This window comes from Vibrio sp. Y20_XG_PY13 (assembly GCF_024181925.1).
Taxonomy (GTDB): domain Bacteria; phylum Pseudomonadota; class Gammaproteobacteria; order Enterobacterales; family Vibrionaceae; genus Vibrio; species Vibrio parahaemolyticus.
In genome coordinates this window covers 785141-801390 of record NZ_JAMZAL010000002.1, presented here as the reverse complement: position 1 = coordinate 801390, position 16250 = coordinate 785141, and the positions used below count along the sequence as shown (strand labels likewise).

Here is a 16250-nt window from a genome sequence, read left to right as displayed (position 1 = left end):
AAACGTGAAAACTACTGGTTAAGGGAAAATATGCACAACGGCGTGATGAAGGCATGGCTCGAGTCTTCACACTTGGCTGGCGCCAATGCAACGTATGTAGAGGACCTCTACGAACTGTATCTAAGTGATCCCGATCTGGTAAGTGAGGAGTGGAAACGTGTTTTTGAGGGCTTGCCTAAGCCATCAGAAGAAGTGGCAGAACAGCCGCATTCACGTGTCCGTGACTACTTCCGACGACTCGCTAGAGAAACAAAGCATTACAATGTCCAAGTTAGTGATCCAGATGTCGATGCAAAACAAGTAAAAGTTCTACAGCTTATCAACGCATACCGCTTCCGCGGACACGAGGCTGCAGAATTGGATCCACTAGGTCTGTGGCAACGTCCACCTGTGGCGGAGCTAGACCCAGCATTTCATAATCTTACCGAAGACGACTTCGAAGAAACTTTCAACGTAGGTTCTTTTGCTGTTGGGCAAGAAACCATGAAGTTGAAAGACATCTACGCAGCCCTCAAGAAAACTTACTGCGGTTCCATCGGTGCTGAATACATGCACATGACTGACACAGAGCAAAAGCGTTGGATCCAACAACGTCTTGAGTCTGTCGTAGGCCAGCCATCATTCAACCAAGATGAAAAACGCACGTTCCTTGAAGAGTTGACTGCAGCGGAAGGCCTTGAGCGTTATTTAGGCGCAAAATTCCCTGGTGCGAAGCGATTCTCTCTTGAAGGTGGTGATGCGCTTATCCCAATGACGAAAGAACTGATTCGTCATGCGGGTAAGAGTGGCATGCGTGAAGTGGTTATTGGTATGGCTCACCGTGGTCGTTTGAACATGCTGGTGAACGTACTGGGTAAGAAACCACAAGATCTATTTGATGAGTTCGCGGGTAAGCACGATGAAACGTGGGGTACCGGTGACGTTAAATACCACCAAGGTTTCTCTGCAGACTTCGCAACTCCTGGTGGCGATGTTCACTTAGCGCTTGCGTTTAACCCATCTCACTTAGAAATCGTAAACCCAGTGGTTATCGGTTCCGTGCGTGCACGTCAAGACCGTTTGGGTGACAACCACGGCAGCAAAGTTCTTCCTATCACTATTCATGGTGACTCTGCGATTGCTGGCCAAGGTGTAGTGGCTGAAACGTTCAACATGTCACTTGCTCGTGGTTTCTGCGTTGGCGGTACGGTTCGTATTGTTGTAAACAACCAGGTTGGCTTTACAACGTCTAACCCGCGTGACACTCGATCAACCATGTATTGTACTGACATCGCTAAGATGGTTCAGGCTCCGATTTTCCACGTTAACGCCGATGATCCAGAAGCGGTTGCTTTTGTTACTCGCATTGCATTGGATTACCGCAACGAGTTCAAGCGTGATGTCGTGATTGATTTGGTTTGTTACCGCCGTCATGGTCACAACGAAGCGGATGAACCGAACGCAACTCAGCCGTTGATGTACCAAAAAATCAAAAAGCACCCAACTCCTCGTAAACTGTACGCCGATGTTCTGATTGATAAGAATGAGTCGGATATTGAAACTGCAACGCAGTTGGTGAACGAGTATCGTGATGCACTTGACCGCGGTGAAGTCGTGGTGAAAGAGTGGCGTCCGATGGCATTGCATTCTGTAGACTGGTCTCCTTACTTAGGACACGAGTGGGATATGCAATGGGAATCGACCTACGATAAGCAACGCCTTGTCGAACTAGGTAATCGTTTATGTCAGTACCCGGAAAGCCACAAGCTGCAAAGCCGAGTAAACAAGCTGTACAACGATCGCTTAGCAATGATGACAGGTGAGAAGGCTATTGACTGGGGTATGGCTGAAACATTGGCTTACGCGACATTGGTAGACGATGGTAAGCGTATCCGTATTTCTGGTCAGGACTCAGGTCGTGGTACTTTCTTCCATCGTCACTCAGTTCTTCACAACCAATCAGATGCAAGCACTTACATCCCGCTAGCGAATATCCATGACAAGCAGGGGCCTTTCCAAGTTTTTGACTCTGTGTTGTCGGAAGAAGCTGTTCTTGCATTTGAGTACGGTTATGCAACAGCTGAACCTGGCGGTTTAACCATTTGGGAAGCGCAGTTTGGTGACTTCGCTAACGGCGCACAAGTGGTTATTGACCAATTCATTTCGTCTGGTGAGCAAAAGTGGGGACGTTTGTGCGGCCTGACGATGCTTCTGCCTCATGGTTACGAAGGCCAAGGTCCGGAGCACTCATCTGCTCGTCTAGAGCGTTACCTTCAATTGTGTGCTGAGCAAAACATGCAGGTCGTTGTACCATCAACGCCAGCTCAGGTGTACCACATGATTCGTCGTCAAGTAGTACGCCCAATGCGTCGACCATTGATTGTAATGTCTCCTAAATCATTGCTTCGTCATCCTCTTTGTACTTCGACTCTAGAAGACCTTGCAGAAGGTACGTTCCAAGCAGCGATCCCTGAAGTGGATAACTTGGAGCCAAGCAAAGTGAAACGCGTCGTGTTCTGTTCGGGTAAGGTGTATTTCGACCTTCTTGAGCAGCGTCGCAACAACGAGCAAGAAGACGTAGCAATCGTGCGTATTGAGCAGCTTTACCCATTCCCGATGGAAGAAGTACAAGCGGCTATTGCTCAATACACTAACGTCGAAGACTTCGTGTGGTGTCAGGAAGAGCCTCAGAACCAAGGTGCTTGGTACTGTAGTCAACATAACTTCCGTGCCGCTATTCCTGCAGGTGCAGATCTTAAATACGCAGGTCGCCCAGCTTCTGCTTCGCCAGCAGTTGGCTACATGTCGGTGCACTTGAAACAACAAAAAGCGTTGGTTGAAGACGCTCTGAACGTGAACTCAAAAACTTCGGACTAAGAACTAGAAGTTAAAGGAAGAAACAGATATGACAATTGAAATTCTGGTTCCAGATTTACCTGAATCAGTTGCTGATGCAACCGTGGCGACATGGCACAAACAACCAGGCGACACCGTAGAGCGTGATGAAGTTCTGGTTGATATTGAAACTGACAAAGTTGTACTAGAAGTGCCAGCTCCAGAAGCCGGCGTTTTAGAAGCCATTCTTGAAGTAGAAGGTGCAACGGTACTTTCAAAGCAACTTCTTGCTAAATTGAAAGCCGGCGCTGTTGCGGGCGAGCCAACCGCAGACAAAACAGAAGCAACAGAAGCTTCTCCAGATAAGCGTCACAAAGCGACACTGACTGAAGAAAGTAATGATGCACTTAGCCCTGCCGTTCGTCGTTTACTTGCGGAACATGGTCTAGAAGCACACCAAGTTAAAGGTACTGGTGTTGGCGGTCGTATTACTCGTGAAGATATCGAAGCGCATCTAGCAAACGCTAAAGCGGCTCCAAAAGCTGATGCTCCAGCAGTTGAAGCACCAGCAACCGCTCGTAGTGAGAAGCGTGTGCCAATGACTCGCCTACGTAAGACGGTTGCAAACCGCCTATTGGAAGCGAAAAACAGCACCGCAATGCTAACGACGTTTAACGAAGTGAACATGAAGCCAATCATGGATCTTCGTAAGCAATACAAAGACCAGTTCGAAGAGCGTCACGGTATTCGTCTTGGCTTCATGTCTTTCTATGTGAAAGCAGTGACAGAAGCACTAAAACGTTACCCAGAAGTAAATGCATCAATCGATGGTGATGATATCGTTTACCACAATTACTTTGACATTAGCATGGCGGTATCAACGCCACGTGGTCTAGTAACTCCAGTGCTAAAAGACTGTGACAAGCTTGGTTTTGCAGATGTTGAAAAAGGCATCAAAGAGCTAGCGATCAAAGGTCGTGATGGCAAGTTAACAGTAGATGAGTTGATGGGGGGTAACTTCACTATCACTAACGGTGGTGTGTTCGGTTCTCTAATGTCTACGCCTATCATCAACCCACCGCAATCGGCAATCCTTGGTATGCATAAAATCCAAGAACGCCCGATGGCTGTAAACGGTAAAGTTGAAATCCTACCGATGATGTACCTAGCGCTATCTTACGACCACCGTTTGATCGATGGCCGTGAGTCAGTTGGCTTCCTAGTAACGATTAAAGAGCTACTAGAAGATCCAGCGCGTCTCCTATTAGACGTTTAATATCGCTAAAACGTCTAGTTACCTTGGGTGGCTAGACGTTGAAAATTTCAATGGCTAGACTAGCTCAACGTCTGGCCTTCATTTGAATCACTCAGTGATTTACTTGAGAAGACCCTACAGACGTACAAGCAGCCAAGACTGCAGCGTTATGGAAATAATAAATCCCTCAAGGGAAAAACAAACGGAATATCGAAATGAATTTGCATGAATACCAAGCCAAACAGCTGTTTGCAGAATTCGGTTTGCCTGTGCCAGAAGGCTACGCATGTGATACACCACAAGAAGCGTTTGAAGCAGCAGGCCGTATCAGCACAGCAAAGAAAGTAGTCAAGTGTCAGGTTCACGCTGGTGGCCGCGGTAAAGCGGGTGGCGTAGAGCTTCACGACACTAAAGAAGGTGTAAAAGAGTTTGCGCAAAAGTGGCTAGGTAAAAATCTAGTAACTTACCAAACAGATGCAAATGGTCAGCCAGTTACAAAAATCCTTGTTGAAGAAGCGTCAAACATTGCCAACGAACTTTACTTAGGTGCGGTAGTTGACCGTGCTAGCCGTAAGATCGTTTTCATGGCTTCTACAGAAGGCGGTGTGGAAATCGAAAAAGTTGCGGAAGAAACGCCGGAGCTAATCCACAAAGCAGCCATCGATCCACTAGTAGGCCCTCAAGCTTACCAAGGTCGTGAGCTTGCGTTCAAACTTGGTCTTGAAGGTGACCAAATCAAACAATTCGTTAAGATCTTTATGGGTCTTGGCACTATGTTCTCTCAGTACGACCTTGCTCTACTAGAGATCAACCCGCTTGTGATTACTGCTGAAGGCAACCTGCTATGTCTTGACGGTAAGATCAACATCGACTCAAACGCACTTTACCGTCAGCCTAAGCTACGTGAAATGCACGATCCATCACAAGAAGATGAGCGTGAAGCGCACGCAGCTCAATGGGAACTGAACTACGTAGCACTAGATGGCAACGTTGGCTGTATGGTTAATGGTGCAGGCCTAGCAATGGGTACGATGGATATCGTAAACCTACACGGCGGCAAACCAGCGAACTTCCTAGATGTAGGTGGCGGCGCAACTAAAGAACGCGTTGCTGAAGCATTCAAGATCATCCTATCTGATGACAACGTGAAAGCGGTACTCGTAAACATCTTCGGTGGTATCGTTCGTTGTGACATGATCGCAGAAGGTATTATTGGCGCGGTTAAAGAGGTAGGTGTAAACGTACCTGTTGTTGTTCGTTTGGAAGGTACTAACGCGGACCTTGGTCGCGAAGTTCTTGCTAATTCTGATGTTGATATCATTGCTGCTGAGTCGCTAACGGATGCTGCTCAGAAAGTTGTTGCTGCTGCGGAGGCTAAATAATGTCTGTATTAATTAACAAAGACACTAAAGTAATCTGTCAGGGTTTCACTGGTGGTCAAGGTACTTTCCACTCAGAGCAAGCTATCGCATACGGTACGCAAATGGTTGGTGGTGTGTCTCCAGGTAAAGGTGGCCAAACTCACCTAGGTCTACCTGTATTCAACACAGTACGCGAAGCAGTAGAAGCGACTGGTGCAACTGCAACAGTAATCTACGTTCCAGCACCTTTCTGTAAAGATGCAATCCTAGAAGCGATTGATGCGGGTATCGAGCTAATCGTAACCATCACTGAAGGTATTCCTACAACAGATATGATCGACGTGAAAGTGAAGCTAGAAGAAACTGGCGTTCGTATGATCGGTCCTAACTGTCCGGGTGTTATTACTCCAGATGAGTGTAAGATCGGTATCATGCCTGGTCACATCCACAAGAAAGGTAAAGTAGGTATCGTATCTCGCTCTGGTACTCTGACTTACGAAGCAGTTAAACAAACTACAGACGAAGGCTTCGGTCAGTCTACGTGTGTTGGTATCGGTGGTGACCCAATCCCAGGTTCAAACTTCATTGATATTCTAAAACTGTTCCAAGAAGACCCAGAAACTGAAGCGATCGTAATGATCGGTGAAATCGGTGGCACAGCAGAAGAAGAAGCGGCGGCGTTCATTAAAGAAAACGTAACTAAGCCAGTTGTTTCTTACATCGCTGGTGTAACTGCTCCTCCAGGTAAACGTATGGGCCACGCTGGTGCGATTATCTCTGGTGGTAAAGGTACTGCGGAAGACAAATTTGCTGCACTAGAAGCGGCAGGCGTTAAGACGGTTAAGTCTCTAGCAGACATCGGCCAAGGTCTACGTGAAGTAACGGGTTGGTAATTTCTGACTCGTCAAATAAAAAGCCTGGCATTGCCAGGCTTTTTTGTATCTGATCTTGTATTGATTTTGTATGTAAGCTTGCAATAGCACTGAGAATTCTTAATCACCAGCTCCGTTTGCTTAACCTGTGCTTATAACTAAGCTTTCCGCTGAATCAGTTGGCTCAGCATAAACAAAGAAGTCGCACTGATCACCACTGATGGGCCTGCTGGTGTGTCGAAGTGCCAAGACAGACTCAGTCCCATTAGAACTGAAATCGCACCTATGATGGATGCGAAGAATGCCATTTGTTCTGGTGTAGAAGACAACTTGCGCGCTGTTGCTGCTGGGATGATCAGTAGTGAAGTCATGATAAGGGCACCGACAAACTTCATACCTACCGCAATCACTACGCCCACCATCAGCATCAAGACCAGACGAATTAAATCTGTGTTCACACCTTCTACAGCGGCTAGCTCTTCGCTGACGGTACTTGATAATAACGGTCGCCAGAATATGTACAAACATGCACTAACGGCAATTACGCCGGCATAAATAAACATCAAATCTTCTGGTGATACAGCTAATAAATCACCAAATAGGTAACTCATTAGATCGACACGAACATTGTCCAAAAAGCTTACTGACACCAAACCGATAGACAAAGAGCTGTGAGCCAGAATTCCGAGTAGGGTATCTGTGGCCACCAGTTGCTGCCTTTGCAGTGTTACAAGGAGTACCGCTAATGCTAAACAGCAGACTAGCAGCGCAAGATAGAGGTTAACGTTCAGTAAGAACCCGAGAGCGAGCCCCATTAACGATGCATGGGCAAGAGTGTCACCGAAGTAGGCCATTTTGCGCCATACAACAAAAGACCCGAGTGGACCTGCGATGATTGCAATACCAATACCAGCGAGAATAGAAGGTAGAAGAAACTCAATCATGGTGATGATGTCCGTGGCTATGGTTAGAGCACGAGGTAGCGTCGCCCGATACTGGAGAGCCAGACAAATCGTGATGGTGATGCTCGTGGTCGTGATGATAAAACGCGAGTGATTCTCTCGCTGCGTTACCAAACAATGCTATGTAAGAAGGATGCTGAGTGATCGTTGCTGGTGATCCCGAACAACAAACGTGGTGGTGCAAACAAATCACATCGTCTGTTTTTGCCATGACCAAATGCAAATCATGAGATACCATAAACACAGCGCAATCGAAGCGGTGACGGATGCTTTCAATCAAATCGTATAGATCGATTTGTCCTTGAACATCAACACCTTGAGCTGGTTCATCAAGAACCAACAAGTCAGGGCGTTGTAGCAGCGCGCGGGCGAGTAGGACGCGTTGGTTTTCACCACCGGAAAGGCGGTGCATGTTGCTCTTAATTAAGTGCTCTGCGCCAACTAGTCTTAATGCATCAAGGCATTCTTGTTTGCTGTACTTTCCTGCTAAATTTAAGAAACGGATAACGTTTAGCGGCAAAGAGTCGTTGAGTTTCAGTTTCTGAGGCACATAACCAATTTTTAGCTTTTTCGCTTTAACCAATTTTCCGCTAGTCGGCTTTTGAAGCCCTAAAATGACTTTAACTAACGTGGATTTTCCCGCTCCGTTGGGACCGATTAGGGTTGTGATTTTGCCCTTTTCTAATTCCATGCTGATGTTATCAAGAACTCTGCGATCATCGAACTCGACGCACAATTGTTCAAGACTGACTAATGAAGACATGAATGAAACTCATTTGCAAAACTATAATGTTATAATGTAACATTATCGCACTTTCTACGCCATATCCCAAGTAAAACTATGAAAAGAGCTTTAATTCTTGCTGCTTCAGCAATGTTAACCTTGCCAGCGCAGGCGATAACAGTACTTACAAGCATTAAACCGATCCAACTGATGGTGACTGAACTGACGGAAGGCGTCACTACTCCTGAAGTGCTAGTTCAGTCAAACGCATCACCACACGATTATTCGCTGCGACCTTCTGATGTAAAAAAAGTCGCGTCTGCGGATTTGGTGATTTGGTATGGTCATGATTTGGAACCGTTTCTTGAAAAAGTCGTATCAAATAGATCTAGTACACTGACGCTAAGCGAAATACCAAATCTAGCGCTTCGTGAGTTTGATAGTGCGCATTCGCATGATCATGACGGTCATGACCACGGTAGCCACGACCCGCACTTTTGGTTGGGTATTAAACCGGTTAAACAGGTCGCCCAAGCTGTTGTGAACAAATTGGTGGAAATCGATCCAGCTAATGCGAAAACGTACAGCAACAATCTTGTTAAATTTGAAGAACAGCTTGCGGCTAAAGATAAGGAAATAGAGCAGCAGTTAGCACCAGTGAAGAACCAAGGATACTTCGTTTTCCATGATGCGTACGGTTATTTTGAAGAGCGTTACCAGTTAAATAATCTAGGACACTTTACGGTGACTCCCGACCGAAAGCCGGGTGCCAAGACGCTGATTCAGATCAGAAAAACATTGGGAGCAGGTAACGTGGCTTGTGTGTTTTCTGAGCCTCAGTTTACACCAGCCGTTGTCGAGAGTGTGTTGCGTGGCAGCAATGTGGCCAAAGGCGAGCTTGACCCATTAGGCAGCACGATCAAAGTGGAGCGAGGCAGTTACTTTAACTTGTTAGGCAACATGGCTGACAGCTTTGAGCAATGTTTGGCTAAATAGGGGTAATTAGTTGTAGTTTTGCGGATGAAATGTCTCTTTTACGTGATCTAGCAGTAAGAATTACAACCTTTGGCAAGACGAACCTTTTCTATAAAAGGAATTGAGATATCATTATCAATAATTAGCGGCTCAAAATAACCCTACTCACAAGAGCTACGGAAGGCCTATAGGGAGTTGAGTTGATATAAATTGATATATAAGGTTTTCGTCTTGCTTCGCCAACTTGTCCTGATTTTCTGGGGACTCTTCATATCATCTCAAGCATTTGCGCTGAACAACGCAAATGCCATATTTTACCCTTTGCCTACTCAGGTTAAGGGCACTTTTATTGCTGCGAAAAAATTGTTCTTGGGCGAACAAGGTGGGCTATGGATTCATGATGTACATGGCCGCGTTCTTTTTTATGACGGCCAGAATGTTCTGCCAAAATCAGGCAGTTTTTTGCAAACGACCGCAAAGCAGCTTGCGTATCATCAAGGGTCATTCTGGACCTTTGTCGAAAATGAGGTTTATCAGACCTACCCAAACAAAGAAAGGCAGTTGGTCTTTAGCCTTAACCCCGGGTCGCAAATTAGAAAAATAGGTTCATCAGGTGATTATATTTGGGTAAGTGATGGCGCACATTTTTATACCTACAACATCAAAACCAATGAACTTGATTCATTTTCACTGCTTCAACTTTATCAACATAGCAATAATAGTTATGTGTACATCAATGATGCGATTCTGGTCGAAACCAAATGGGCGTTGGCTACAACATCTGGTGTCTATCTCTCTGAAGGTAATAAATTTGATCATGTGATTTCATCCGGTCAAAACTACATTGAAAAAGTGTATTACTCGCATACGAGACGCGAGATATTGGTCGGCACCTTAAAAGGCGCGTTGATCTTCAATATTTACGAGCCGAACAAAGAGATCGTCAAAATTGGCGGCTCCCACGTACTGACGTTTTCAGAGACCAATCAAGAGTATTGGGTTGGTACTGAGCACGGTTTGTATCTCTACTCGTTTTTAACTGGTGAAGTTACTGAAGTTGAGCCTGCGAGCTTCTTAGAGTTAGAGCTCGATAGCACTAAAATTTATTCCTTACTTAGCGACAACATGGGCGGAATGTGGATAGCGACCAACCAAGGCATTCGTTATTACTCTTTGTTCAGCAAAAAATTTGAGCGAGTCACCTTTAGTAGTTATGACTCGCAAACCTTATCTGGTCGTATCAGACAAACGGTAACAGGGCCAGATGGTGTGCTTTGGTTTGCCGATGACCGCAAACTGTATCGTTCTGGCGCGGAAGGGATTGTAAAAGTATTAGAATTAGATTCTCAAATTAACGAATTTGCGTTCCAACGAGGCATGTTATGGCTTGCCACTTCAAAAGGCTTGGAGATATTCCAATTGGAGGGGCTGAAAAAGGTTAGCTTCCCTTATTTACAAGTAATGGCTGGGCATGCTGTTGAGCATATTGCTCTAGACGACACAAACCGTTTGTGGGTATCCAGCGGTTACCAACTTTACAACGTTGATATCGACAAGCAATCCGTCAGAAACTTTGGTAGCGAATGGATCGTGAGTCAGTACTTACCAGCTAAAGTGACGCGCCTATATGATACCGAAGATAAGCTTTTTATTGGTACGGACCACGGTATTTATGAATACGATGATGAACGTATTCGTTTCAATCGTTTCTCGGAAAAATATGGCGAGTCGCTAGATATAGTGACAGCGGCGGATGGCTCTCAGTGGTTTGCCTTCTCCTATGGGTTGTTTAAAACAGTGGCTGGTGGAGAAGCCAAGCAAGTCTTAGAGATGAGTGTTGCGAATGCTCGTCCGGCGTGTTTGATCAGTGATGCGAAAGGTGTGTGGCTTGCATCTTCTGTTGGGTTGAGTTACTACCGATTGTCCGGTGAGTTAGTTAAACATTATTCATCTGCATCGGGCTTGATTAATAATGAGTTTATTCCTGGGATATGTAGCGTAGTGAAACGCACAGAAGATGGTGAACGTGAACTTGTTTTAGGCTCAAAATATGGATTAGTTAAAGCGGAGGCTTCAAAACTATTGGTGTCAAACCCGCCAGAATCCCGCTTTATTGTTAGCCAAGTGATGCTTGAAAACGATGTAATCCAAGTGGGGAGTTCCGACCTTGATGGGATTAAACTACCTTATGGCTCTTCGCTGAGTTTCCTCTTTGGCATCATGCCTAAACCGGATAGCCAGAACCTGTACTACCGCTTAAACGAAGACGATCGATGGCAGACCTTAGAAGGGGGGCAGTTAACCTTAGAGCACCTCAACTCTGGGGAATACCACCTTCAAGTGAGTAACGAGTCACAGGTAACGGCGGGCGTTGTTGGCTTAGAGTCTCGTTTTGAAGTGCTTAAACCATGGTATCTATCCCAGCTTGCGATATTAGGCTTTCTCGTCTCAATTTCTACGCTTATCGGCCTTATCATGTACTGGCGTTCACGATATGTTATGCAAGCAAACCGAGAGCTTGCTGCTCAGGTCACTCTAAAGACCAACCAACTAAGGCATCAAAGCCGCGTATTATTGACGAGTAATCAACAATTAAGAAAGCAAATTCAGGTTAGAAATCTATTAGTTGACCATGTTGCTCAGTCTATAAAAACCAGCGTCGATTATATCTCGTCAAAATTGCCAGTGGAGAGAGACTCCATCACTCAGGATCACGTATCAAAAACTTACTGGCAGCTAAATGAGCTTAAAAGTGCTCCAGGTGATGCGAGTAACGGCAGTCAAAACTACAACCTAAGCCAAATTACGCAATCTGTGGTGGATGTGTGGCGAGACGATTTCGCCAAAGCGGGGATCTCTGTGGAGTTAGAGGATGAGAACAAGTCTAGCCGTATTGCTCTAGAGAGTTTTAATCTGGATGTTATCTTCAACAGTATCTTTGCCAACATCATCAAGCGCTCTTTCCGAGGTCAAGCCGTAAAAGTGATGCTAGAAGAGGGACGGGACATTGTCTCACTCAGCTTTTTGGATTACGGAACGCAATTGCCAAATAAACTTTCTCTAAGTCGTCCTGCGAATAACAATGTGGACTTGAGTATCGACAATCTTTCGCAACTGGTTACGGTGAGTGGAGGGCACTTAGCGGTGTTCACTTCTGATGCGCAGAATAAAATTGAGATTACTTGGCCGATGGCAAAAGAGTTGAGCCATGTTGAGGAAGTTTTACCAGAATTTGTGCCAGAAAACATCGTCGAAGAGAAAGCCAGTCCAGAAAATGAGTGGCTACAAAAGGTCTATCAGTTAGTTGCTGAGCATTACCATGACCCTGATTTTGGCACTGCGACAGCGGCTAAGATGTTATTTATGTCTGAACGTAGTTTACAACGCCGCTTTAAGTCGGCCTCGTCAAGAACGTTAAAAGATTATTTAACGGAGGTACGGTTAGAAACTGCTTGTGAACAGTTACTCGCAGGTGAAAAAATCAGTGAAGTGGCTTTCAATTGCGGTTTCAATGATCCCTCTTACTTCAGCCAGAAGTTCAAGTTGCACTTTGGTTTACCTCCATCAAAGTTCGCGATGGAACAAGACAGTCACGCAAATTAGCCTCCAATCTTTCGAGCATCGTTAATAGTTACAGCATGGATGTTATCTAAATCACCTCCTCACGTTTAGCGGCGTGATTCGTTCTGATACCGCAAATAAACCATTCTAGTCGCCTCGGGTTACGCAGCGTTCTGTTTTTTGAGTTGTTCTGAGTAAGTAAAGCATCTGTACTTTCTTAAGTAGTTCGCAGCACCAAAGAGCTGCAATGCCTTTGTGTTGTTAGGCTAGAGTTTTTTTGCCTAATTTAGGCGTTGTGATAGGTAAGTGAAACATCAATGCACAGTGTTGTAGCAGTTTGTTTTCGCCAAACAGCACATATAAATAGGATATAGAAAGCTTAACTAAAGTGCTTCTAGTTACAGGAGGTTGGTTGTTAAAGGTTTAAATCGGGAGTAGAAAAGAAGTGAAAAAAAATATCGTGGTATAGCCGGGGGGACTATACCACGGGTGTCAATGACACCTTCGCTTGCTGCCGGAGTGACATGTTGCCATGCCACCTCTGGAATTCTTTTAAGAGGTTGCCCTCTCGATGGAATAACTATACGAGACCTTACTTATTTTTCTTATAAAAATAACGACAGGTTGATATGAGAAAAGCGACAATGTTGATTTTTTATTTTAAGTCATTGATTTTAAATCGGAATATTTATTCTGCTTAGGCGGTGTTAAGTTTTTGTTTCTTTTTTATGGTTTTCAAAATGTCGATTTTGACGAAAATGACGAGGTGAAACTTAACGGAGTTAACGTTCAAAATATGAAAGGCAATTATGGAATCTTTGATTTCACACAATGAATGGAAGGGTATAGAGGAGTATTATCGCAGCCTAAATACTCTTAAATAATAATATTTATCATTAGCAATACTCTTAAGGGCCACTATGAAATTATCAGAAATTAAACCTGGCGATACGGTGACAATTCGTTTGTTAGATGGTCTTTCATCAGATATTAGAAAAAAGCTTATGGTAATGGGGCTACTTCCGAACACAGAAGTTAAGGTGATCAGACGCGCGCCGATGGGAGACCCGCTACAAGTTGAGGTACGCGGTGTATCTGTTGCATTAAGAGAAACCATTGCTCAAAAAATTGAAGTGGAGCGAGTGTAATGCAGTATCAAGTTCTTACTGTAGGTAACCCAAACAGCGGTAAAACTACTCTTTTTAATGGTTTGACTGGTGCCAAACAGCAAGTCGGTAACTGGGCTGGCGTGACTGTTGAGAAAAAAACGGGTCAATTTAAGCACGCGGGTGATGAGTTTTTACTGACGGACTTGCCGGGCATTTACTCTCTGGATAGCGGTAACGATAGTAACAGTATCGATGAATCCATCGCTTCTCGTGCGGTGTTGACGCACCCAGCTGATTTGATCATCAACGTGATTGATGCCACCAGCTTAGAGCGCAGTCTATATATGACGCTGCAACTTCGTGAGCTTGGTCGTCCGATGGTTGTTGTTCTCAACAAAATGGATGCGTTAAAGCGTGAACGTCAGATGATCAACATTGCTGAGTTAGAAAAGACGCTAGGTTGCCCAGTGATCAGTTTGTCTGCCACTAATAAAGCACAAGTTGCTGAGTTTAAAGAAAAACTCCACAAAGCCATAGTTCAGGGTGTTGCGCTAAAAGACCGCTCTTTGAATTACGGCGATAAGATGGAAGCAGCGATCGAGCATATTTCTTCTCTATTTAACGATCAAACCGTTTCTCATCGTGCATTAGCGATCCGTGCTCTAGAAAAAGACACGATGGTTCTCAATAGCCTGTCCGATCTTGATAGAAGCAAAGTATTAGAAGCGATTGCGACTTTAGATTTGGATATTGATTTACACGTTGCGGATACCAAATACACACATCTGCACGAACAATGTAAAAAAGTTCGCCGCAGTGAAGGCAAACTCAGCCGCAGTGTTACCGAAAAACTTGATCAGTTTATTTTGAACAAGTGGGTGGGGATTCCATTCTTCTTTGTTGTGATGTACCTAATGTTTATGTTCTCGATTAACATTGGTAGTGCATTTATCGATTTCTTTGATATCGGCGTTGGCGCACTTTTGGTTGATGGCGGTCATCACCTATTGGATGGTCATTTGCCAGTTTGGCTTGTGACGGTTATTGCCGATGGTATTGGTGGCGGTATCCAAACGGTAGCGACCTTTATTCCTGTCATTGCGTGTTTGTATTTGTTCCTCGCTGTGCTTGAGAGTTCGGGTTACATGGCTCGCGCTGCGTTTGTACTCGATAAAGTGATGCAGAAAATCGGCTTGCCGGGGAAAGCGTTTGTGCCGTTGGTTCTTGGTTTTGGTTGTAACGTGCCGTCAATCATGGCAACACGCACTCTAGACCAAGAACGTGAGCGTAAGTTAGCGGCATCAATGGCGCCATTTATGTCATGTGGTGCTCGTTTACCTGTATATGCACTGTTTGCGGCGGCGTTCTTTCCTGGTTCTGGTCAAAACATTGTCTTTGCACTTTATCTATTAGGTATTGTGGCTGCGATCTTCACCGGTCTTTTCTTAAAGCACACTCTTTACCCTGGCAGCAGCGATAGCTTAGTCATGGAAATGCCGGACTACGAATTGCCAACATTGCAAAACGTCGTGATCAAAACTTGGCAAAAGCTTAAGCGCTTCGTGCTAGGTGCAGGTAAAACCATCGTTGTGGTTGTTGCTATCCTGAGTTTCCTAAACTCGTTGGGTACAGATGGCAGCTTTGGTAATGAAGACAGTGAAAATTCTGTACTTTCTAAAGCGGCACAAGTGGTAACGCCAGTGTTTGCGCCAATTGGTATTCAAGAAGATAACTGGCCAGCAACAGTTGGTATTATTACCGGTATTTTCGCCAAAGAGGCGGTCGTTGGTACGCTAAACAGTTTGTACACGTCGCCAAGTGATGGTGAAGAAGCAGAGTTCGATCTGATGGGGAGCCTAAAAGATGCGGTAATGAGTATTCCTGAGAACCTTGCGGGCTTGAGTTACTCTGATCCATTAGGCATTGAAGTGGGTGATCTAACAGATTCAAATGCAGTTGCAGAAGAACAAGAAGTGGATGAGTCTATCTTCGGCAACATTAAGTCTCAGTTTGTTTCTGGTCATGCAGCGTTTGCTTACTTGATCTTCATCTTGTTGTACACACCATGTGTTGCTGCGATGGGGGCGTATGTACGTGAATTTGGCCATAACTTCGCACGTTTTATTGCGGTATGGACGATGGGTTTAGCTTACCTATGTGCAACGTTCTACAATCAGTTGACGCATTTCTCTGAAAGCCCAATTACCAGCGGTGTCTGGATGTCAATTATTGTTGCAATCTTCATTGGAACTTATCACGTATTTAAACGTATTGGTAAAAAACAACATGGTGCGTTAGAGGCGCAAGTCGCATGATTTTAAATGAGCTTTATCAATATATTGCAGACAAGGGGACGGTCTCACAGTCTGAGCTGGCTAAGCTGTTTGGAATGAGTGAAGATGGTGCGGATGCAATGTTAAGCGTGTGGATCAAGAAGGGTAAAATTAGCCGCTTGGTTGATACCAATAAAGCTCGAGATGTGATGCGTGTGCGTTATGCCGTGACAAAACAAGACGAGTTGTCACTCACTGTTACTATGTAGTGGTTTATCAACCAAAGTTTGCAAATAATAAAGCCGCGTCATTTCTGATGCGGCTTTTTTCGTTTCTAATCAATA

The 16250-nt window shown here is 44.9% G+C and carries 11 protein-coding genes; 9 read left to right on the top strand and 2 right to left on the bottom strand.

Going from position 1 to position 16250, the window contains the following annotated elements; translation table 11 throughout:
* Nucleotides 1–30: 30 nt before the first annotated feature.
* The 4 genes from sucA to sucD all read left to right on the top strand — a co-directional run bounded on the left by sucA (nt 31) and on the right by sucD (nt 6323).
* On the top strand, nt 31–2856 hold the full coding sequence (gene sucA / locus NL646_RS08695) for a 2-oxoglutarate dehydrogenase E1 component (protein ID WP_005496076.1): 2826 nt from the start codon (nt 31–33) through the stop codon (nt 2854–2856).
* 28 nt (nt 2857–2884) lie between these two features.
* Nucleotides 2885–4090 carry a 2-oxoglutarate dehydrogenase complex dihydrolipoyllysine-residue succinyltransferase gene (odhB, locus tag NL646_RS08690; RefSeq protein ID WP_005455502.1) on the top strand — a complete coding sequence of 402 codons (1206 nt, stop codon included), beginning with the start codon at nt 2885–2887 and terminating at the stop codon, nt 4088–4090.
* A gap of 194 nt (nt 4091–4284) precedes the next feature.
* Entirely contained in the window at nt 4285–5451 is a 1167-nt protein-coding gene (sucC, locus tag NL646_RS08685; RefSeq protein WP_005496074.1) for an ADP-forming succinate--CoA ligase subunit beta, read from the top strand.
* Nucleotides 5451–6323, top strand: a complete 873-nt coding sequence (gene sucD / locus NL646_RS08680) for a succinate--CoA ligase subunit alpha (RefSeq protein ID WP_005486020.1) — start codon at nt 5451–5453, stop codon at nt 6321–6323. Before sucC ends, sucD begins: the two co-directional genes overlap by 1 nt.
* A 137-nt stretch (nt 6324–6460) precedes the next feature.
* Here the strand turns inward: sucD and znuB are convergent, their stop codons facing one another.
* Together znuB and znuC are read right to left on the bottom strand one after the other, a co-directional pair.
* The gene (gene znuB, locus NL646_RS08675; protein ID WP_005455500.1) at nt 6461–7246 is read right to left on the bottom strand and encodes a zinc ABC transporter permease subunit ZnuB; all 786 of its coding nucleotides are present in this window, start codon (nt 7244–7246) and stop codon (nt 6461–6463) included.
* Nucleotides 7239–8027 carry a zinc ABC transporter ATP-binding protein ZnuC gene (znuC, locus tag NL646_RS08670; protein WP_025498707.1) on the bottom strand — a complete coding sequence of 263 codons (789 nt, stop codon included), beginning with the start codon at nt 8025–8027 and terminating at the stop codon, nt 7239–7241. Before znuC ends, znuB begins: the two co-directional genes overlap by 8 nt.
* A 78-nt stretch (nt 8028–8105) precedes the next feature.
* Between znuC and znuA the strand changes: the two genes are divergently transcribed.
* The 5 genes from znuA to NL646_RS08645 all read left to right on the top strand — a co-directional run bounded on the left by znuA (nt 8106) and on the right by NL646_RS08645 (nt 16175).
* A complete protein-coding gene (znuA, locus tag NL646_RS08665; protein ID WP_253664096.1) occupies nt 8106–8984 on the top strand; it encodes a zinc ABC transporter substrate-binding protein ZnuA in 879 nt (292 codons plus the stop codon).
* Between the two features lie 210 nt (nt 8985–9194).
* Nucleotides 9195–12566 carry an AraC family transcriptional regulator gene (locus tag NL646_RS08660; protein ID WP_253664095.1) on the top strand — a complete coding sequence of 1124 codons (3372 nt, stop codon included), beginning with the start codon at nt 9195–9197 and terminating at the stop codon, nt 12564–12566.
* 878 nt (nt 12567–13444) lie between these two features.
* The gene (locus NL646_RS08655; RefSeq protein WP_005455496.1) at nt 13445–13672 is read left to right on the top strand and encodes a FeoA family protein; all 228 of its coding nucleotides are present in this window, start codon (nt 13445–13447) and stop codon (nt 13670–13672) included.
* Nucleotides 13672–15948 (top strand): Fe(2+) transporter permease subunit FeoB, encoded by a 2277-nt coding sequence (gene feoB, locus NL646_RS08650; protein WP_024702829.1) that lies wholly within the window; start codon nt 13672–13674, stop codon nt 15946–15948. The genes NL646_RS08655 and feoB overlap by 1 nt, the downstream gene beginning before the upstream one ends.
* Nucleotides 15945–16175, top strand: coding sequence for a FeoC-like transcriptional regulator (locus NL646_RS08645; protein WP_102590531.1), 231 nt, complete (start codon nt 15945–15947; stop codon nt 16173–16175). Before feoB ends, NL646_RS08645 begins: the two co-directional genes overlap by 4 nt.
* The last annotated feature ends 75 nt before the right edge of the window (nt 16176–16250 follow it).